This window comes from Streptomyces sp. NPDC111606 (genome assembly GCF_055656945.1).
Map to the genome: position 1 here is coordinate 239,529 of NZ_JBVKBY010000014.1, position 18,477 is coordinate 258,005.

An 18,477-nucleotide genomic window follows, 5' to 3' on the forward strand; every position below is an offset into this window, starting at 1 on the left:
TGTGCTCACCGGGCTCACCTCCGGGCGGCGGCGACGAGCCGCTGGGTGTAGGGGTGGTGGGGGTCGTGGAAGAGCTGGTCGGTCAGGCCCTGTTCGACGACGCGGCCCGTCTGCATGACGAGGGTGCGGTCGGTCAGTGCCTCGATCACGGAGAAGTCGTGGCTGACGACCACGGCGGCGACGTCCCGCTCCGCGAGCAGGCTGCGCAGCAGGTCGAGCACGCCGGCGGCGACGGAGGCGTCGAGGCCGGTGGTGGGCTCGTCGAGCAGCAGCACGGGCGGTTCGGTGGCCAGGGCCTTGGCGATCTGCACGCGCTGGCGCATACCGCCGGAGAACGTGTGCACGGGGTCGTCCATGCGGGACAGCGGCACCTCGACCCGGTCCAGCAGCTCGGCCGCGCGGCGTCGGATTGCGTGGTAGCCGCGCCAGCCCGCTGCCGTGAGGCGCTCGGCGATGTTGCCGCCGGCGGACACGCGCAGGTCGAGTCCGGCGGCCGGGTCCTGGTAGACCACGGCCATCGAGTCGATCCGCAGCCGCCGCCGTACGGCCGCGGGCAGGCCGAGCACGTCCGACGCACCGTCGTCGACCATGGCGAGGCGGACCCGGCCCGCGGTGGCCGGCTCGTCGCCGATCACACAGCGCAGCACGGTGGACTTGCCGGAGCCGGACTCGCCGATGAGACCGAGAGCCTCGCCCGGGGCCACGTCGAAGGCGACGTCCCAGGCGGCCACGACCGCGCCGGTGGCGGGGCTGATCGCGGTGCCGTGCTCAGGACCCGTACCCGGTACGGCCGTTGCCCCGCCGGCGCCGTGCACCTTGCCGAGGCCGTCGACCCGCAGGGCCCAGTCGGGGCCGCCGGAACGGGACTTACGTGCGGGCGCGGGGGCGTCGTCCGCCTGCGCGGTTCCGACCACGGGCGCACTACGGCGTCCCGCGCGGGCCTGCGGGTCGGGCAGCAGGGCCAGCGGCGCGCGCTCGCGGTGGGCGGCGATGTCGGCGTCGCCCGCCTGGACCCGCGCGCACCACTCGGTGTCGCTGCACGCGAAGGCCCCCTCGGTACCGGCGTTGACGAGATACACGTCGTCGCTGCCGCAGAACTTGCAGCGCCCGCCGGGCTCGTGCTCGACCTCGAAGGGCACGTCGTCGAAGGTGAGGGGCCGCACCTCGGTGTGCGGGGGCACCGCGTAGATCCGCTTCTCGCGGCCCGCGCCGAACAGGTTGAGGTGCTCGCCTTGGTGCAACCGGGGCACGTCCCAGCGCGGGATGGGGCTCGTCGCCATCACATAGCGGCCGCCGACCAGCACGGGGTAGCCGGTGCTCGCGGTGATCATGCCGTTGCGGACGAGGTCCTCGTAGAGGCTGACCCACATCGCGGAGTAGTCGCCCTCGGCGTGCATCCGCGCGCACTCGGCCACCGACTTCTGCACGCCGCGCAGCGGTTCGGGCACCGGCACCTGGTAGACGAGCACGTGCCCGTCCCCCAGGGCCTCCTCGGGGATACGGTGGCGGGTCTGCACGACCGTCGCCTCGCGGGTGTCGGCAGACTCCTCGCACCCGGTGGTCTGCGCGATCATCCGGCGCAGGTTGGTGGCGTTGACGCCGGCGTCGTCGCCCTGGTCGATCACCTTCACCGTGTCGTCGGCGCCAATCACCCCCAGGGTGACCTGCAGTCCGCCCGAGCCCCAGCCGCGCGCGACCGGCATCTCCCGGGAACCAAAGGGGACTTGGTAGCCGGGCACGCACACCGCGGCGAGCGTGGCCCGGCGGATCTCGCGCTTCGCGTCCTCGTCGAGGATCCCGGCGGGCGGGCGGCCCGCCTCCGCCTCGGCGACCAGCGCGCCGATCCGGGACGTCTGCGGAGTGTCGTACGTCGTGGTCATCGGCATTCCTTTCCCGCGGGCTGGGCGACCCGGTCCGGCAGGTCCTCGCCCGCGTCGGCGGCGGCCCGCATGGCTTGCTTGCGCTCGGTCATCGAGCGGAAGGTGACGTAGTGAGGGAGCTTCAGGTGCTCCAGGAAGCCGCCCGAGTCGAGGCCGTCGATGGTGAGCAGCAGCAGCTGCTCCAGCGGTCCGCTGCGGCCGAACCGCCGGTTGGCGATGTCCAGGTTGGCCATCGCGATGGCCTTGCGCTCGTTGTGCCCGAAGCACAGGCCGTAGCCGACGTCGAAGCGCGTACGGTCCTCGTCCGCGCCGTCCAGGTCCTCGATGGCCTCGGCCTCGGTGACCCGGAACTCGCCGACGGTGACGGGGTTCTCGGTGTGCGGGTGGCGCACGCGCAGTGGCAGCCGGCCGTGCCGCAGCTCGCCCAGGGTGATCTCGTGGACGTCGCCGTCCGGCCCGAGGACCGAGCGGTACCAGAGGGCCACCAGCGCACCGGACTCCGCGCGGGCCATGGCGGCCAGGACGGCGGACCGGTCGGCGGGCGGCCGGGCGGGCCTGCGGGTGATGTCGTGCGGTTCCGGGTCGTCGCCGGTGCGGCCCTCGGCGACCAGCTCCATCTTCCGCAGCAGGTCGAGGAAGCGGCGCGGGTTGCGCTGCTCCTCGGTGCGCTCCGTGCCGGTCGCCGCGGCCGGTTCCTCGGGCAGCGGCTCCGGCGCGCCCTCGGCCCGCTCCAGCAGACGGCCTGTGTAGTCGGAGGTACGGCCGAGGAGTTGCGGGCCGTCGGGCTCGCGGAAGGCCGGCACGATGCGGCGCAGTACGGTCATCTCGCCGGGTTCGACGGGTTCGCTGACCGCGAGGCGCGGCAGCGTGGACCGCTGGGCGCGCAGCAGGTGCGAGGCCTCCAGGGTGTCGCCCTCGGCCTGCCGGAAGGCGGCGGCCGCGGTCGGCTCGTCGTAGAGACCGGCCTCGCCCATCACCCGGTCGACGGCCAGCCGGAAACGGGCGGTGATCTGCTCGGTCGACGCCCACGGCGCGGGCGCGTGGTCCCGCTTGCGGCGGACCAGGTCCTCGGCGGCGAGGATCGCCTCCAGTCCGCCACGTGCTCCCGAGTAACCCATCAGCTGTCCTCCTCGGACGCGGCATCGGCCATGACGGTGACGGTGGTGCTGCGCGGCACCCCCATCAGGCTGCCGTCGGGTGCGACGAGCAGCAGATCGACCCCGGCGGGGAAGCCACCGACGGCCTCGGCGCGCACCTCGACGAACCCGGCCGGCAGACCGCGCGGAGCGACGTACCGCTCCCCCGGAACGCCGGGCCCGGACAGCCGCCAGGTGTGCGGCCCGCCCTCCAGCGCGCTCACGGGCAGGCACAGCAGGGCGGCGTCCTCCGGCGCGTCGGCCGCACCCCGGGCCGACCGCAGGATCTCCTCCGGCGCGACGGGCCGCACGGCAGTGACGAGCCGGGCCCGCTCCAGCGGCACCACGGGTGCGTTGGTCGCCACGCTCACCACGTCCGACCAGCGCCGGGCGCCGTCCTCCTCCAGGATGTGGATGCCGGTGCCGAGGTCCGCGAGGGCGAGGACCGGCAGCAGCGCGGACGGCACCTCGGCCGCCACGGCCGCGGGGAAGCGGGTCGCCGTGCCGGGCCGCGCGAGAGCGTCCAGTACGGCGCGGAACACGCCCTGCGCCTGGGCGGGGCGCAGCTTGGCCGCAGTCACCAGCTCGGCTGTCCCGAAGGCGTCGGCCCCGGGCCTCGGGACGGTGTCGACGGCGGTCACGTCAGCTCCTCGAACTCGACGACGGTCGGGGCGAGTTCCGCCCACTCCTGGCTCTCCCGCCGCTCCCGGCGGCTCTCGACCCGCCGGCACAGCAGATCCACGTCTGCGGCCCGGGGGCGTTCGGACTCCGCCTCGGCGTCCAGCACCGCGGCGGCCAGCACCGCCGCACGGTCGTCCCCGAGGCGCATGGCCCAGCCGCGCCGGCCGGCGACCTCCACCTCGGCCCGGCAGGCCAGGACGTCACCGAGCAGGAAACGCTGGGCCAGGACGGGTTCGCGGACCTGCGCGGTCACACAGCCCACTTCGGGCGCCACGAGGACCCGCACCTGCGCGCCGTCAGCGATGCAGGCGTCGGCCAGTTCGATCAGTTCGGCCCTCTCGGCCTCGGCCAGCAGGGCACAGCGATGCTCCCTGCTCAACACGTTTGTCACTACTTCTCCTGATTGTTTACGGTGTGGCAGCTCTCTGAGTTGTGATCGTGGGTGTGTTCGTCGAGTTCGACCACGACGCGCACGGCGTCGGCGCGGGTCCAGGTGCGGCTGCACATCAGGACGCCGTTGCTCACCCCGTCGCGGCTGACGCTCTCCACCAGCCACGCGGGCAGGCTGCTCTCCATGCGCAGGGCGCGCAGGACCTCGGCCGGCGGGACGTCGATGCTGACCCGGCACCATGCCCGCGTCGGCCGTACGCGCCCCATCTGGCGGAGCACCAAGTCGACCGAGTCGACGGCGTGCAGCGCGAGGTCCAGGTCGGGCACCTCGTCCACCGGGATCCACTCGTGGGTCCAGGAGGCGAGGAGGTCGTCGATGTAGAACTCGCGCACCACCTCGTGCACGGGCGACCCGGCGGGCCGCTCGCACCGCTCCGCCAGATCTGCGGGCAGCGGGACCGTGCGCACCGACTTGACCAGGGCACGGGGCGTGGCGCCCGCCGCCGAGATCGTGGTGGACCACGATGGCGGAACGCTGCGCGAGATGACGTAGTCGATTCGGCGGTTGACATACGTTCCCGAACCCTGGGTCCGGCGGACGACGAATCGGCGTTCCAATTCCTGTACGGCCGCCCGTGCGGCGGCCCGGCCCACGCCGAACCGCCGGGCGATCTCGGCCTCGCTGGCGACCCGGGTGCCCCGGGCACACTCGGCCAGCTCGGCGGACAACTGCTCCGCGATCTCCAGATACCTGGTCGCACTCACACCGGGAACTTTCGTCGGCCAACTCGTCCGGACAACCTGCTGCCGACCAACGCGTCCGACCGGGACGGTGAACAGCCGTGTCAGTTGTTTCCCGGTTCGAAGCGCCCTTCTCTCATGCAATCGATGGGAAAAGGGCGCCGTGAGTTGAGGTATTGAGGTCGAGCTCGGTCCGGGTACGGTCGTCAGCGGACGACGCGGCGCAGCCACACCGCGAGCAGCTCCACGACCAGCACCGTGGCGAACACCAGCAGCAGCACGGTGGTGACGACCCCGAAGTCCAGCACCCGCGAGGCGTTGAGGAGGTCGAAGCCGATGCCGCCCGCGCCCACGATGCCCAGCAGCGTCGCGGCGCGGATGTTGACGTCGAGCTGGTAGAGGACGTGCCCGACGAACGCGGGCGCGGCCTGCGGCAGCGTCGCCGCGCAGAAGACCTGCCAGTGCCCGGCACCGGTGGCGCGCACCGCCGCCTCGATGCCCGGGTCGACCTCCTCCAGCGAGTCGGCGACGAGCTTGCCGAGCAGCCCGACCGCGCCGACGCCCAGAGCGAGCGCGCCGGCCACCGCGCCCAGGCCGGTGATCACCACGAAGACGATGGCGAGGACGAGTTCGGGGATGCCTCGGACCAGTACCACCACGACCCGGAACGCGGTGGCCGTCGCGGGCGACGGTGCCACGTTGCGGGCGGCCAGCGCGCCGATGGGCAGGGCCAGCACCGCGCCGATCAGGGTCGCGGCGAAGGCGATCTTGACGGTGTCGAAGAGGTCGGCCAGCAGGTCCGGCAGGATGCCGCCGGTGGACGGCGGCCAGAACAGCCCGAGTGTCTGGCCGATGTTGCCGAGCGCCCCGAGGAACTGGCCCGGCGCGAGACCGGCGCCCCACACGGAGGCGGCCAGCGCCAGGGCGGTGACGGCCGCGTAGGCGGTACGGCGGACACGGCGGGCGTTCCAGGGAGGGCTGACACGCGTCGCGGGGGCGGTCCGGGCTGCCGGGGCCGGGGCAGCCGAAGCCCTGCGGGCGGCCGCGGCACGCACACCTGCCGTGCGGGGACCCGACGTACGAAGGCCCGGCGCACGAACCGCCTTGGGTCGCCCGCCCGGGTCGGCCTTCCGCAGCAGGGCCCGGCGGATCGCCCCGGAGAGCAGCTCCACCAGCACGCACAGCAGCAGCACGATCAGTGCGAGCGCCATGCCCCGCCGGTAGTCCAGGGCGTTCAGGGCGCCGGCGATCTCGAAGCCGAGGCCGTTCACGCCGACGAAGCCCAGCACCACGGAGATCCGCAGGTTGATGTCCAGCCGGTGCAGGGCGTTGGCCACGAGCGACGGCAGCACCTGTGGCAGCACGCCCGAGACCAGTTGCTGGAGCCGGCCCGCGCCGGTGGCCCGTACTGCGGTGCGCGGTCCCTCGTCGATCTGCTCGATCGCGTCGGCGTACATCTTGCCGACCATGCCGACCGAGTGGAGGCCCATGGCCAGCACGCCGGTCAGCGCTCCGAGGCCGAAGATGCGGAAAAAGACGATCGCCAGCACCACGTCCGGCACGGCCCTGGCCAGCACGATGACACCGCGCGCGGCGAACCGGGCACTCGGGTGGGGGGTGGTGTTGCCGGCGGCCAGCACCGCCACCGGAACGCTCAGCAGCACCGACAGCAGCGTGGCGCACACCACGACGGCCATCGTCTGGCCGCACAGCCGCAGCACCTCGGCGGCGGGCGGGAAGTCGAGCGGGAACATCCGCCGCGAGAAGTCCACCGCGTTCGAGGCGCTGTCCGCGAGCGTGGCGGCGTTGATGCGCAGGTCGGCGAAGGCCCAGCAGGCGAAGCCGGTCAGCGCGGCCATCACCAGCAGCGCGGCGAGGCCGCCCACGCGCGGGCGGGGCAGGGTCCGGGGAGCGGCGGAGGGCGGCTCGGTCGGCGGGGCGGGGGAAGGCGGCGTAGGGGCGGCCGTGGTCGAGACGGTCACGGGGCTCAGCCGGCCGTGGCGGCGAGGACCGGCGGGGTCGCGGCACCCAGCTGGGCGTACACGGACATGGCATCGTCCCGCGTCAGTTCGGACACCGGGCTGTCCAGCAGGACCCGGCCGCCCCGCAGGCCGATGATCCGGTGGCCCCAGGAGAGCGCCAGGTCGACCTGGTGGAGGCTGCACAGCACGGTGAGGCGCTCCTCCTCGCCGATCTCCTTGATCAGCCGCATGATCTGCGCCGAGGACTCCGGGTCGAGGGAGGCCACGGGCTCGTCGGCGAGCAGGATCTCCGGCCGCTGCATCAGCGCGCGGGCGACCGCCACCCGCTGCTGCTGACCGCCGGACAGGGTGTCCGCCCGCTGGAACGCCTGGGCCGCGAGGCCCACCCGCTCCAGATGCCGCAGCGCCTCGCGCCGCACGCTCTGCGGATAGCCGAGCAGCCCGAGGCGGGGGCCGCGCAGCCGGCCGAGCGCGCCGGTGCACACGTTCTCCAGCACCGTGAGGCTGCCGACGAGATGGAACTGCTGGAAGACGAAGCCGATACGGCGCCGCAGCCGGCGCAGTGCGGCCCCGCGGGCGCGGCCCACGTCGGTGCCGAGGACGGTGACCGTGCCGGCGGTGGCCCGCTGCAGTCCGTCGACATGGCGCAGCAGGGTCGACTTGCCGGACCCGGAGAGCCCGAGTAGCACGACCATCTCCCCGGCCCGCACGCTCAGCGAGACGTCGTCGAGCGCGCGCACCTCGGAATCGAACTGCTTGCTGACGCCGTCGAATCGCACCACGGAATCGGCGTTCAGGAATTCAGGCACTGCTCGTCCTTGGTGACCTCGCAGACCTTGCGGACGCCGTCGTAGAGGGAGTCCTCGACCTTCGCGAAACCCCAGTCGCCGGCGTCGTCGACCTCGCACTTTCCGCTTTCCGGGCAGAACCCGTTGGCCTTGAGGTAGTCGACGTTGGCCATCGTCTGGAAGGCGTTGCTGATCTTCTTCTTCAGCTCGGCGTCGAGGTCGTCACTGATCGCCACCGGGGAGCCCGGAATGACCTCGGACTTCCACACCGTGGTGATCTCGCCCTGCTTCAGCTGACCCTTTTCGATCAACTGCTCGTCGACCATGGTGTCGTAGGCGAATCCGGCCTCGCACTGACCGCTCTTCACCGCGAGCACGGAGGCGTCGTGGCCGCCGGACATCACCGGCGTGATGCCCTTCTTCACGTCCACCCCGGCCTCCAGCAGCCCGGAGCGGGGGTAGAGGTAGCCGGAGGTGGAGTTGGGGTCGACGAAGCAGACCTTCTTGCCCCGGAAACCCTTGAGGTCCTTGATCGGCGAACCCTTCTTGACGATGGCGTAGGACCGGTAGCCCGGCTTCGCGCCCTTCGTCTCGACACCTGCGGCGATCGGGGTGGCCTTCACACCGGAGCTCTTCGCCTGCACATAGGAGAACGGCCCGTACGCGGCGATCTGGATCTTTCCGGAACGCTGCCCCTCGATCACGGCCGCGTAGTTCGTCGCCTTCTGGAAAGTGATCTTCTTGCCCGTCTCCTTCTCCAGCATCTTGATCACGGAGGCGTAGGAGGCTTTGAGATCGGTGGAGTTCTCGGCCGGCACCGCGGCCATCACCAGGGTGTCGCCGCCCTTTCCGCCCGCGGACGTGGAGTCCTTCGAGGCGGCACTTTCACCGCAGCCGACCAGTGCGAGAAGAGAGGCGGCACCGAGGGCGAATACGCCGAGCGCGCGCCGATTCACAGGAAACATCGTTTGACTTCTCCTCAAAACGGCCCGCGGGGGCGCCGCCGAAACGGGATTTCGAACGGCACCCAGGCTGAATCCGGGCCATGCCGTGGCGGAGAAGCGATGGTTGCGTCCGGTCGAACGGGGCCCGTCTCTTGCGGGCACCCGACCGGACGACTCGGACCCTCACGGACGTCGAGCCCGGTGCCAGGGCACCGGGCTCGAGGACAACGTCACTGAGGAAAGGCCCTGGCCGGGACGGCCGGCCCGCCGGGGAGTCAGCCGACGAGCTCCGGCTCCTTCTCCCCCGCACGGAGCTCCGGCTCGGCCTCCCCCGCGCCCTCCACATGCTGCGCAGGCCGCTTCGGCAGCGCGAACATCAGCAGGAAGATGACGGCCATCACCGCGGCCACCCAGCCCAGCGCGTGCTGGAAGCCGGCCGCGAACGCCGCGCCGACCGCCGGCTCCTGCGCCGTCTCGGCCAGCCGATCGTCGATGACGCCGAAGAAGACGACGGACACCAGGCCGAGGCCGAGCGCGTTGCCCATCTGCTGCACGGTGTTGATCAGGCCCGACGCCGAACCGGAGTGCTCACGCGGCACCTCCGACAGGATCGCGTCCGTCAGCGGGGCCACGATCAGGCCCATGCCCACGCCCATGACGACCAGAGGCAGAGCCATCTGCCAGGGCGCGATGGACAGGCCGTAGTGGTCGGACTCCCAGATGTAGAGCAGGACGCCGAGCCCCATCACCAGCGCGCCCGCCTGCAGCACCTTGCGGCCGAAGCGCGGCACCAGCGCCTGCACGGACATACCGGCCGCCACCGAGACCGCGATCGAGAAGGGGATCCCGGTCAGGCCCGCCTTCAGCGGGCTCCAGCCAAGCCCGAACTGCATGTACATCGTCCAGACCAGGAAGAAGATGCCGAGCGCCACACCGAACACGGTCTGCACCGCGATGCCCGCCGCGAAGCTCTTCACCTTGAACAGCGACAGTTCGACGAGCGGGGAGCCGTCACGGCCGGCCTTGCGCCTCTCGTACGCCACCAGCACCGCGAGGACGACGAGCGCGCCCGCCATCGACACGTACCCCCACAGCGGCCAGCCCAGCTCACGGCCACGGGTCAGCGGGTACAGCAGCATCAGCAGGCCGAGCGTGACCAGGGCGACGCCGACCAGGTCCAGCTTCAGTGCCTTCGGCGCCTTGGACTCGGTGATGTAGCGGCTGCCGAGGATCAGGCCCGCGATGCCGACCGGAAGGTTGATGAGGAAGATCGGGCGCCATTCGAGGCCGAACAGGTTCCACTCCGTCAGCAGGGCGCCGAGCAGCGGGCCGGTGACCGCGCCGAGTCCCACGACCGCTCCGAACAGGCCGAAGACCTTGCCGCGTTCGTGCGCCGGGAACGTGGCGTGCACGATCGACAGGACCTGCGGGACCATCAGCGCCGCCATCGCGCCCTGCAGGATGCGGGAGGCGACCAGCATCTCCGGGTTCGCCGCAAAGCCGCACAGCGCCGAGGCGATCGTGAAGCCGCCGATGCCGATGAGGAACAGCCGCTTGCGGCCGTGGATGTCGCCGAGACGGCCACCCGTGATCAGGCCCGCGGCGAAGGCGAGCGCATAGCCGGCGGTGATCCACTGGATCTGACTGAAGGTCGCGCCGGCGTCCCGCTGGATCGACGGGATGGCGATGTTGACGATCGTGACGTCCACGAGGTCCATGAAGGCCGCGGTCATCACGATCGCCAGGGCGAACCATCGGCGGCGGTCGCCTGGGGCGGGCTGAGGGGTGGGTGACGTTTCGGAGGAGGTCATGCATCGAAGATAGGACCGCATTAGGCCAGATCGTGTCCTACTTATGGGGGATCCTCGGATACATGACGACGGATACTCCGGCACGGCTCCTGACTCTTCTCTCCCTGCTGCAGACGCCCCGCGAATGGCCCGGCGGCGAGCTCGCCGACCGGCTCGGGGTGTCCCGGCGTACGGTGCGGCGGGACATCGACCGGCTGCGCGAGCTGGGATATCCCGTACAGGCGACCATGGGTGCCGACGGGGGCTACCGCCTTGTCGCCGGCAAGGCGATGCCACCGCTCGTCCTCGACGACGAGGAGGCCGTGGCGATCGCGGTCGGGCTGCGGGCGGGGGCCGGGCACGCGGTGGAGGGCGTGGAGGAGGCGTCCGTGCGGGCGCTGGCGAAGCTGGAGCAGGTGCTGCCGTCGCGGCTGCGGCACCGGGTGTCCACGCTGCAGGCCGCGACCACGCCGCTGACCAGCGGGGACGGGGCGAGCATCGCACCCGAGACGCTGACCGTGATGGCGGCGAGTGTGGCGGGGCAGGAGCGGTTGCGCTTCGCGTACCGGGCGGGGGACGGGACGGGGTCGCGGCGGCTGGTCGAGCCGTATCGGCTGGTGTCGACGGGGCGGCGTTGGTACCTCGTCGCGTACGACCTCGACCGGGGGGACTGGCGGACGTTCCGGGTCGACCGGGTGAGCGAGCCCTTCGCCACGGGGGCGCGGTTCGCTCCGCGGGAGTTGCCCACGGGCAGTGCGGCGGAGTATCTGCGGCAGTCGATGTGGCGGCGGCAGGGGACGTACGAGTTCGAGGTCACGTTCGCCGCGTCCGCCGAGGTGGTGAGCGCTCGGTTGCCGGGGTGGCTGGGCGTGCCCGAGCCGCTGGGGGCGGAGCGGTGTCGGTTGCGGGGCAGCAGTAGTGATCCCGTCGAGTGGATGGGGGTGCGGTTGGCGATGGTGGGGTGTGAGTTCGTGGTGGAGTCGCCTGGCGAACTGGTGCGGGCTGTGCGGGAGTTGGGGGGACGGTTGCGTCGGGCGGGTGAGTCGGGGGATGGGTGAGGCATGCCTGCGGCAGCCTGCGCGGGTGGGTGGCGGTTCGCGTAGCGCCTGCGGGTGGGGGTGGGTCGGGGCCGCGCCGGGGGGTGTCCGTCCTCGGTCGGGCGGTTGAACTCGCTCAAGAGGTGCCGTTCTTGACGCCCGCCGCTGCGGGCGGACACCCCCCGGCACGCCCCCTTGCCGCCGTACGCGGCTGCCCGCCGCCATTCCCTCAGCTTTGCGGCTTTACGTCCTCCCAGGGGAAGTCCCTCAGCGTCGCCAGGTTGTGCATCGCCAGGGCCGCCGGACCCTCCGGACCCTCTGGTGGGGCGTCGCCCGCTGCCCAGGTTTCTACGGCAACTCGTACGGCGGCGGCGGCCACTGCGGCTGCGAAGTGGAGGGAGGGGGAAGGTGGTTGGGGTTCGGCAACGTTGTCGTGGTTGCCGGGGCCCGCTGCCCTCGCGGCCAGGACCTCCGCCAGTGTCGTCTCCGACTCGTGGCAGACCTCCGCCCACACCTTTCTCAGTGCGGGGCTCGAGTTGGCCAGGCGGACCAGGGTGCGGACCCAGTCCCAGGAGGCTGTTGAGACTGTGGTGCCGGGGGTGAGGGTGTGGCGGGCCGCGTGTTCCAGGGCCTGGGGCAGGGGGAGGCCGGGTGGGGCCGTGCGGACTGCTTGTGACCAGCGGTCGGCGCCCGCCGCGTAGAGGGGGGCCACCGCCTCTTCCTTGGTGGCGAAGTAGCGGTAGAAGGTGCGCGGGGCGATGCCGGCGGCCTGGGCGATGTCCTCGGCCCGGGTGGACTTCAGGCCGCGTTTTACGAAGAGCCCGGCTGCGGCGCGGGCGATCTCCATACGGGTTGCCGCCTTGCGCCGCTCGGTGAGGGACGGGGAGGAGGCGGGGGTGGGACTGCTCACATTCGGCAGGCTATGCCCATGTGACACAATCTGCCATTCGGGTGGGCCACCCCGTGGTTCAGGTACGGGGTGGCCCGCCCTTCCAGGCCTGCCCCGGCGCGGGAAAGAGCCGGGCCCCGGCACCCAGGGGGGTTGGGCGCCGAAGCCCGGCTCGGGGAAAGTCCCGGCGCCGGGGGGAGTGCGTCGGGACTTGGTCGGTGGGACCCGGTGCGTTGCGGGTCAGTGGCCTCGGAGGCTGAACTCCCTTGCCTTGAGGTCTTGTTCCCGGGGTCCTGTCGGTTGAAAGCGGCGTTACGCGCCATGTTTGCGCGGTCTTTCGCCACCCGGCGTACGCGGCCGCACCCTTTGCACGCCCTGTGCCCGTGACGTTACGCGGCGGCGTCGAAGCCAGTGCTGCGCGCCAGCTTCTTCAGCTCCAGCAGGGCGTGCTTCTCGATCTGCCGGATGCGCTCGCGGGTGAGGCCGTGTTCCTTGCCGACCTCGGTCAGGGTGCGCTCGCGGCCGTCCTCGATGCCGTACCGCATCTTGATGATGGACGCCGTGCGCTGGTCGAGGCGGCCGATCAGGTCGTCCAGCTCCTCGCTGCGCAGCAACGTGAGGACCGACTGCTCCGGGGAGACCGCGGAGGTGTCCTCCAGCAGGTCGCCGAACTGGGTCTCGCCCTCGTCGTCCACCGACATGTTCAGGGAGACCGGGTCGCGGGCCCAGTCCAGGACGTCCACCACGCGGTCCGGGTTCGAACCGAGCTCGGCGGCGATCTCCGCGGGCTCCGGGTCGCGGCCGTGCTCGCGGTTGAACTCGCGCTGCACTCGGCGGATGCGGCCCAGCTCCTCCACCAGGTGGACGGGGAGGCGGATGGTGCGGGACTGGTCGGCTATGGAGCGGGTGATCGCCTGGCGGATCCACCAGGTGGCGTACGTGGAGAACTTGAAGCCCTTGCGGTAGTCGAACTTCTCCACCGCGCGCACCAGGCCGGCGTTGCCCTCCTGGACCAGGTCGAGGAGGGGCAGGCCGCTGCGCGGATAGCGGCGGGCCACCGCGACGACCAGGCGGAGGTTGGAGCGGATGAAGATGTCCTTGGCCCGCTCTGCGTCGGCGACCAGGGCCTCCAACTCCTCACGGGTGGCGTCCGCCCTGGCCTCCTCGAATCCGTCGAGGACCTGCCTTGCGAACACACCCGCCTCGATGATCTGTGACAGCTCGACCTCTTTGGCTGCGTCGAGAAGCGGCGTGCGCGCGATCTCGTCGAGGTACATGCCGACCAGGTCGCGGTCCGCGATCTCGCCGCCATGGGCGCGAACACTGCGTGCCTTGTCGACGGTCTCGCCGGTGGCGGACTGACGACGGGCGACGGCACGGGTTGCCATGCGTGCTCCCTTGCGATGTGGGCGGGCGGGTGATTCGTAAACGCTTGGGACTCTTCTCGAGTGCCCTGCATCCGATGGAAACAACGACTGGAATCAGGACAGAATTCCCAACCCACCCCTAGATTTTTCTGATCTTGCAGTACCCTGTCCGGCCACACGAGGAGGCCCGATGCCGTCGGCACGTACAGAGGTGCAGGTCAGACCGGGAGTCGAACGTGACCTCGAAGCCCTCACCGACATCTACAACCACTATGTACGTGAGACGCCCATCACATTCGATACCGCGGCCTTCACGCCGGAAGAGCGCCGCCCTTGGCTGCTCTCCCACCCTGAAGACGGCCCGCACCGGTTGATGGTTGCCACCCAGGCGACTCCCGGGGCCGACTCACAGCGGATTCTCGGCTACGCCACATCCAGCGCCTTCCGGCCGAAGCCCGCCTACGAGACCTCCGTCGAGGTGACCGTCTACCTCGCGCCGGACACCGGTAGGCGAGGCGTCGGCACCCTCCTCTACAAGGCCCTCTTCGAGGCCCTGGACGGCGAGGACGTGCACCGCGCCTACGCCGGCATCGCCCAGCCGAACGAGCCGTCCACCCGGTTGCACGAGCGGTTCGGCTTCCGGTACGTGGGCACGTACCGCGAGGTGGGCCGCAAGTTCGGCCGCTACTGGGACGTCGCCTGGTACGAGAAGGAGCTGTGAGCCGGGCCGGAAGGCCGGACCCTCAGCCGAACTGCACCGAGCGCTTCGCCAGCCCCATCCAGAACCCGTCGATCACCGACTTCTGCGGCGTCTCCAGCTCACCGGCCGCCTCCGCCGCACCCATCGTCACGAACAGCGGGGCGAAGTGCTCGGTGCGTGGATGGGCGTAGCGGCCGGCCGGAGCCTTGTGCAGGAAGTCCAGCAGGGCGTCCCAGTCGTGGTTCTCCAGCGCCCGGCGGCCCCAGTCGTCGAACTCCACCGACCACGCGGGTATTCCGCCCTGCCGCAGGGCGGCCAGGTTGTGGGTGAAGAAGCCGGAGCCGACGATCAGCACGCCCTCGTCGCGCAGCGGCGCCAGCTTGCGGCCGATCTCCATGAGCCGCACCGGGTCGAGCGTCGGCATGGAGATCTGCAGGACGGGGATGTCGGCGGTGGGGTACATCTCGACGAGGGGGACGTAGGCGCCGTGGTCGAGGCCGCGGTCCGGGATGTCCTGCACGGGGATGCCGGGGGCGCGCAGCAGCTTGCGTACGGACGCGGCGAGTTCGGGGGCGCCGGGGGCCGCGTACCACACCTGGTAGTAGTGCTCGGGGAAGCCCCAGAAGTCGTGGACAAGAGGAACGGTCTCGGTGGCGCCGATGGCGAGCGGGGCCTCCTCCCAGTGGGCGGAGACCATGAGGATCGCCTTCGGGCGCGGCAGGTCGGCGGACCAGGCGGCGAGCTCGGCGGGCCAGACCGGATCGTCCGCGAGCGGCGGGGCACCGTGACTGAGGTAGAGGGCGGGCATGCGCTCCTGCGTGGCGGCGGACATGGCGGCGACTCCCTCCGGGGACCTGAAGCCATTTGCTTCAAATCTAAAGCTTCTCTGCCCAAAAGACGGTACGCCGCGGTAGTTAAAATTTCAAGGAGAGCTCTCGTACAGTGGAGTACATGAACACGGCATCGACCTCCGCGCCGCCCTCGCCCGACCCCGCATCCGCGACGGAACCGCGCTGGCTCACCGACGAGCAGCAGCGCGTCTGGCGCACCTACCTGGATGCGACGACCCTGCTCGAGGACCATCTGGACCGTCAGCTCCAGCGGGACGCGGGCATGCCGCACATCTACTACGGGCTGCTGGTCAAGCTCGCCGAGTCCGCGCACCGCCGGCTGCGGATGACCGAGCTGGCGATGTACGCGAAGATCACCCGCTCCCGTCTCTCGCACGCCATCGCCCGGCTCGAGAAGAACGGCTGGGTCCGGCGCGAGGACTGCCCCGACGACAAGCGGGGCCAGTTCGCGGTGCTGACCGACGCCGGCCTCGAGGTGCTGCAGCAGACCGCGCCGGGCCATGTGGAGGCCGTGCGGCAGGCGATGTTCGACCGGCTGACGCCGGAACAACAGAAGGCCCTCGGCGAGATCATGCGGATCGTCGCCGAGGGCCTGCAGCCCAGCGAAGCGGGTGCGGACCTGCCCTGGCTCCGCTGAACCGCTCATTCAGCGAGCCGGGGCAGGTCCTGGGGGTCGTACGTACGGAGCGTCCCCATCCCCGTACGTACGCCTGGCCCGAAGGGGTGGGCCGACGGTCAGCGTCGGCCTCGGTGCGGCGTCAGTGCGCGACGACCGGCACCGGCACCTCGTCCTGGGCGCCCTCTTCGGAGGACGCCACCGTCGTGCCGCCCGGGCGGCCGGCGTTGACGAAGGTCAGGGCGATGACCGCGGCCGCGACCAGGATGCCGACGGCGAACCAGATGGCGCTGGTGTAGCCCTGCACCATGGCCTCCAGCTGGACCAGCTGCTGCTGGGACCGGCTGGTGGCACCGGCGATGTGGTCGGCGACGTACGCCGTGGTCGCCGAGGCGGCGATCGTGTTCAGCAGCGCCGTACCGATCGCGCCGCCCACCTGCTGCGAGGTGTTCACCATCGCGGAGGCGACACCGGCGTCCTGCGGCTTGACGCCCTGCGTGGCCAGCGACATCGCCGGCATGAACGCGGTACCCATGCCGAGGCCGAGCAGCAGCATCGCCGGCAGCAGGAGCGCGGCGTACGAGGAGCCGATCTCCAGCTGGGTCAGCAGCAGCATGCCGACGGCGGCGACCAGGAAGCCGGGGCCCATCAGCAGCCGCGGCGCGACCCGGGTCATCAGTCGGGTGCCGATCTGGGTGGAACCCGTGATCATGCCCGCGATCATCGGCAGGAAGGCGAAGCCGGTCTTGACCGGCGAGTAGCCCTTCACGATCTGCAGGTAGTAGGTCAGGAAGAGGAACAGGCCGAACATCGCGATGATCGCGAGGCCGAGCGAGAGGTACACACCGCCGCGGTTGCGTTCGGTGACCACGCGCAGCGGCAGCAGCGGGGCCTTGACCTTGGCCTCGACCAGGACGAAGGCGGCCAGCAGCACACCGGAGGCGACGAACATGCCGACCGTCAGGGAGTCGCCCCAGCCGTTGGACTCGGCGCGGGTGAAGCCGTAGACCAGCGCGACCAGTCCGAGGGTGGACAGGATCACGCCCGGGATGTCGAGGGCGGAGCGGTTGCGGGCGCCCTTGGGCTCACGGATGACGAACCAGGCACCGGCCGCGGCGAGAATGGCGAACGGGATGTTCACGAAGAACGTCCAGCGCCAGTCCAGGTACTCGGTGAGGAAACCGCCGAGGATCAGACCCACGGCACCGCCACCACCGGCGATCGCACCGTAGATGCCGAACGCCTTCGCACGCTCCTTGGCGTCCGTGAACATCACGGCGAGCAGCGACAGCGCGGCCGGGGCGAGCAGGGCGCCGAAGACACCCTGGAGGGCACGGGCGCCGAACATCATGGCCTCGTTGGTGGCCGCGCCACCCAGCGCGGACGCGGCGGCGAAGCCGGCCAGACCTACGACGAACGCCCGCTTGCGGCCCCAGAGGTCGGCGATACGGCCGCCGAACAGCAGCAGACCACCGAAGGCGAGGGCGTAGGCCGTGACGACCCACTGCCGGTTGCCGTCGGAGATGCCCAGGTCCTGCTGGGCGGAGGGCAGTGCGATGTTCACGATGGTCGCGTCGAGCACGACCATCAGCTGGGCCAGCGCGATGAAGACGAGCGCTTTCCAGCGGTTGGGATCGGCGGCACCGAGGGTGCTGCCCGGAGCCTTTGCGGCCGTTTCAGACATGGGTCTACCCACTTCGGGACTTCGTGACGGAAAAAGCGAAAGGAAAGGGGACGGCTCGTCGGCTGTGACGGCCGGTGAGAGTTGGTGGCTATGTGATGTGGCGATGCGATGTGGCGATGCGATGTGGCGATGCGATTCGGTCTGGTGACTACCGCTGTGCTCTGAACTGATCGGTCAGGCCTGGCGCAGGTCCTCCATGGTCAGCGGCGTGCCCGGCAGGGCGGAACGGGCCGGGGCCCGCAGTCCGTCCAGGAACAGCTGCAGATGGCGGTGGACATAGCGGTCGGCGATGTCGCAGCCCGTTCCGGCCGGGGGCCGGCTGAGCTGGGCGGCGGCGATCATGAGGTCGCCGACGTCCACGTCGGAGCGGAGCTGGCCGGCCGTCTTGGCCCGGTCCATGATCGCCCCGATCAGCTGCTCGACCCGCTCCCGCGAGGCCTCCAGATCCGGGTGGTGCTGGTCGAACGTGCTCTGGACCATCGGGCACAGCGCACTGATCCGCTCGTCGGCGGCCGTGTGCACGAAGCGCTCCAGAGCCTCGAAGGCATCCCCGGTCTGAGCGAGCGCGAGCTCGGCCGCCGCGGCCGTACGGTCCATGACGGAGCAGACGACCTCGCGGACCAGCGCGTCGCGGTCGGGGAAGTTGCGGTACACCGTGGCGTTGCCGACGCCTGCCCGGCGGGCGATGTCGTCCAGCGGCACATCGGGGCCGAACTCGACGAACATCTCCCGGGCGGCGGTGACGATCCGCTCCCGGTTGCGCAGGGCGTCGGCGCGCGGCCGGGTCGCCTTGCGCGGTGCGGGGGTTGCGGTCTGCACGGCGTACTCCTGAGTTCTGCTGGTGGGCGATCCGGGGAAGCTGTCCCCGTTTCGCTCGGACACATGGCTAAACGGGGAGGGGCTCCCCGGTTATTTCCGAAACCCCCCATGAATCTCTTGTGACCTGAGCCACAATCCCTTCCCGCCTCCCGCGGCCGGGGACCCACGTTCGGTCTCTTCCA

Annotated in this window: 17 protein-coding genes; 3 read left to right on the forward strand and 14 right to left on the reverse strand. The window is 71.1% G+C overall.

Features of this window, described 5'->3' with window-relative positions:
• Positions 1-14: 14 nt before the first annotated feature.
• From ACZ7M7_RS38995 to ACZ7M7_RS39035, 9 genes are all read right to left on the reverse strand, one after another.
• Positions 15-1,880 (reverse strand): alpha-D-ribose 1-methylphosphonate 5-phosphate C-P-lyase PhnJ, encoded by a 1,866-nt coding sequence (locus ACZ7M7_RS38995; protein WP_472125429.1) that lies wholly within the window; start codon positions 1,878-1,880, stop codon positions 15-17.
• Positions 1,877-2,998, reverse strand: coding sequence for a carbon-phosphorus lyase complex subunit PhnI (locus ACZ7M7_RS39000; protein ID WP_472125431.1), 1,122 nt, complete (start codon positions 2,996-2,998; stop codon positions 1,877-1,879). The genes ACZ7M7_RS38995 and ACZ7M7_RS39000 overlap by 4 nt, the downstream gene beginning before the upstream one ends.
• Complete coding sequence (gene phnH / locus ACZ7M7_RS39005) at positions 2,998-3,657, reverse strand: phosphonate C-P lyase system protein PhnH (protein ID WP_472125434.1); 660 nt, start codon at positions 3,655-3,657, stop codon at positions 2,998-3,000. Before phnH ends, ACZ7M7_RS39000 begins: the two co-directional genes overlap by 1 nt.
• Entirely contained in the window at positions 3,654-4,088 is a 435-nt protein-coding gene (locus tag ACZ7M7_RS39010; protein WP_472125437.1) for a phosphonate C-P lyase system protein PhnG, read from the reverse strand. Before ACZ7M7_RS39010 ends, phnH begins: the two co-directional genes overlap by 4 nt.
• Positions 4,088-4,852, reverse strand: a complete 765-nt coding sequence (locus tag ACZ7M7_RS39015) for a GntR family transcriptional regulator (protein ID WP_472125439.1) — start codon at positions 4,850-4,852, stop codon at positions 4,088-4,090. The genes ACZ7M7_RS39010 and ACZ7M7_RS39015 overlap by 1 nt, the downstream gene beginning before the upstream one ends.
• A 182-nt stretch (positions 4,853-5,034) precedes the next feature.
• Positions 5,035-6,810 carry a phosphonate ABC transporter, permease protein PhnE gene (phnE, locus tag ACZ7M7_RS39020; protein WP_472125442.1) on the reverse strand — a complete coding sequence of 592 codons (1,776 nt, stop codon included), beginning with the start codon at positions 6,808-6,810 and terminating at the stop codon, positions 5,035-5,037.
• Between the two features lie 5 nt (positions 6,811-6,815).
• On the reverse strand, positions 6,816-7,619 hold the full coding sequence (gene phnC, locus ACZ7M7_RS39025) for a phosphonate ABC transporter ATP-binding protein (RefSeq protein WP_472125445.1): 804 nt from the start codon (positions 7,617-7,619) through the stop codon (positions 6,816-6,818).
• The gene (locus ACZ7M7_RS39030) at positions 7,604-8,563 is read right to left on the reverse strand and encodes a phosphate/phosphite/phosphonate ABC transporter substrate-binding protein (protein WP_472125448.1); all 960 of its coding nucleotides are present in this window, start codon (positions 8,561-8,563) and stop codon (positions 7,604-7,606) included. The genes phnC and ACZ7M7_RS39030 overlap by 16 nt, the downstream gene beginning before the upstream one ends.
• A 254-nt stretch (positions 8,564-8,817) precedes the next feature.
• The gene (locus ACZ7M7_RS39035; RefSeq protein WP_472125451.1) at positions 8,818-10,353 is read right to left on the reverse strand and encodes an MFS transporter; all 1,536 of its coding nucleotides are present in this window, start codon (positions 10,351-10,353) and stop codon (positions 8,818-8,820) included.
• A gap of 62 nt (positions 10,354-10,415) precedes the next feature.
• Between ACZ7M7_RS39035 and ACZ7M7_RS39040 the strand changes: the two genes are divergently transcribed.
• Entirely contained in the window at positions 10,416-11,390 is a 975-nt protein-coding gene (locus ACZ7M7_RS39040) for a helix-turn-helix transcriptional regulator (protein ID WP_472125454.1), read from the forward strand.
• A 208-nt stretch (positions 11,391-11,598) separates the two neighbouring features.
• Here ACZ7M7_RS39040 and ACZ7M7_RS39045 read toward each other — a convergent pair whose 3' ends face one another.
• Together ACZ7M7_RS39045 and ACZ7M7_RS39050 are read right to left on the reverse strand one after the other, a co-directional pair.
• Positions 11,599-12,216: a TetR/AcrR family transcriptional regulator gene (locus tag ACZ7M7_RS39045; RefSeq protein WP_472125501.1), complete on the reverse strand. Its 618-nt coding sequence runs from the start codon at positions 12,214-12,216 to the stop codon at positions 11,599-11,601.
• 431 nt (positions 12,217-12,647) lie between these two features.
• Positions 12,648-13,646 (reverse strand): sigma-70 family RNA polymerase sigma factor, encoded by a 999-nt coding sequence (locus tag ACZ7M7_RS39050; RefSeq protein WP_383606445.1) that lies wholly within the window; start codon positions 13,644-13,646, stop codon positions 12,648-12,650.
• Between the two features lie 169 nt (positions 13,647-13,815).
• On the opposite strand from ACZ7M7_RS39050, the gene ACZ7M7_RS39055 reads away from it, so the two are divergent.
• Complete coding sequence (locus ACZ7M7_RS39055) at positions 13,816-14,346, forward strand: GNAT family N-acetyltransferase (protein WP_472125456.1); 531 nt, start codon at positions 13,816-13,818, stop codon at positions 14,344-14,346.
• A gap of 22 nt (positions 14,347-14,368) precedes the next feature.
• Here ACZ7M7_RS39055 and ACZ7M7_RS39060 read toward each other — a convergent pair whose 3' ends face one another.
• Positions 14,369-15,157, reverse strand: a complete 789-nt coding sequence (locus ACZ7M7_RS39060) for a dioxygenase family protein (protein ID WP_472125459.1) — start codon at positions 15,155-15,157, stop codon at positions 14,369-14,371.
• A 119-nt stretch (positions 15,158-15,276) separates the two neighbouring features.
• Here ACZ7M7_RS39060 and ACZ7M7_RS39065 point away from each other — a divergent pair, with 119 nt between their 5' ends.
• A complete protein-coding gene (locus ACZ7M7_RS39065; protein WP_427845356.1) occupies positions 15,277-15,813 on the forward strand; it encodes a MarR family winged helix-turn-helix transcriptional regulator in 537 nt (178 codons plus the stop codon).
• 121 nt (positions 15,814-15,934) lie between these two features.
• Here ACZ7M7_RS39065 and ACZ7M7_RS39070 read toward each other — a convergent pair whose 3' ends face one another.
• Together ACZ7M7_RS39070 and ACZ7M7_RS39075 are read right to left on the reverse strand one after the other, a co-directional pair.
• Positions 15,935-17,476: an MFS transporter gene (locus ACZ7M7_RS39070; RefSeq protein WP_383606457.1), complete on the reverse strand. Its 1,542-nt coding sequence runs from the start codon at positions 17,474-17,476 to the stop codon at positions 15,935-15,937.
• A gap of 174 nt (positions 17,477-17,650) precedes the next feature.
• A complete protein-coding gene (locus ACZ7M7_RS39075; RefSeq protein WP_383606460.1) occupies positions 17,651-18,295 on the reverse strand; it encodes a TetR/AcrR family transcriptional regulator in 645 nt (214 codons plus the stop codon).
• Positions 18,296-18,477 lie beyond the last annotated feature (182 nt).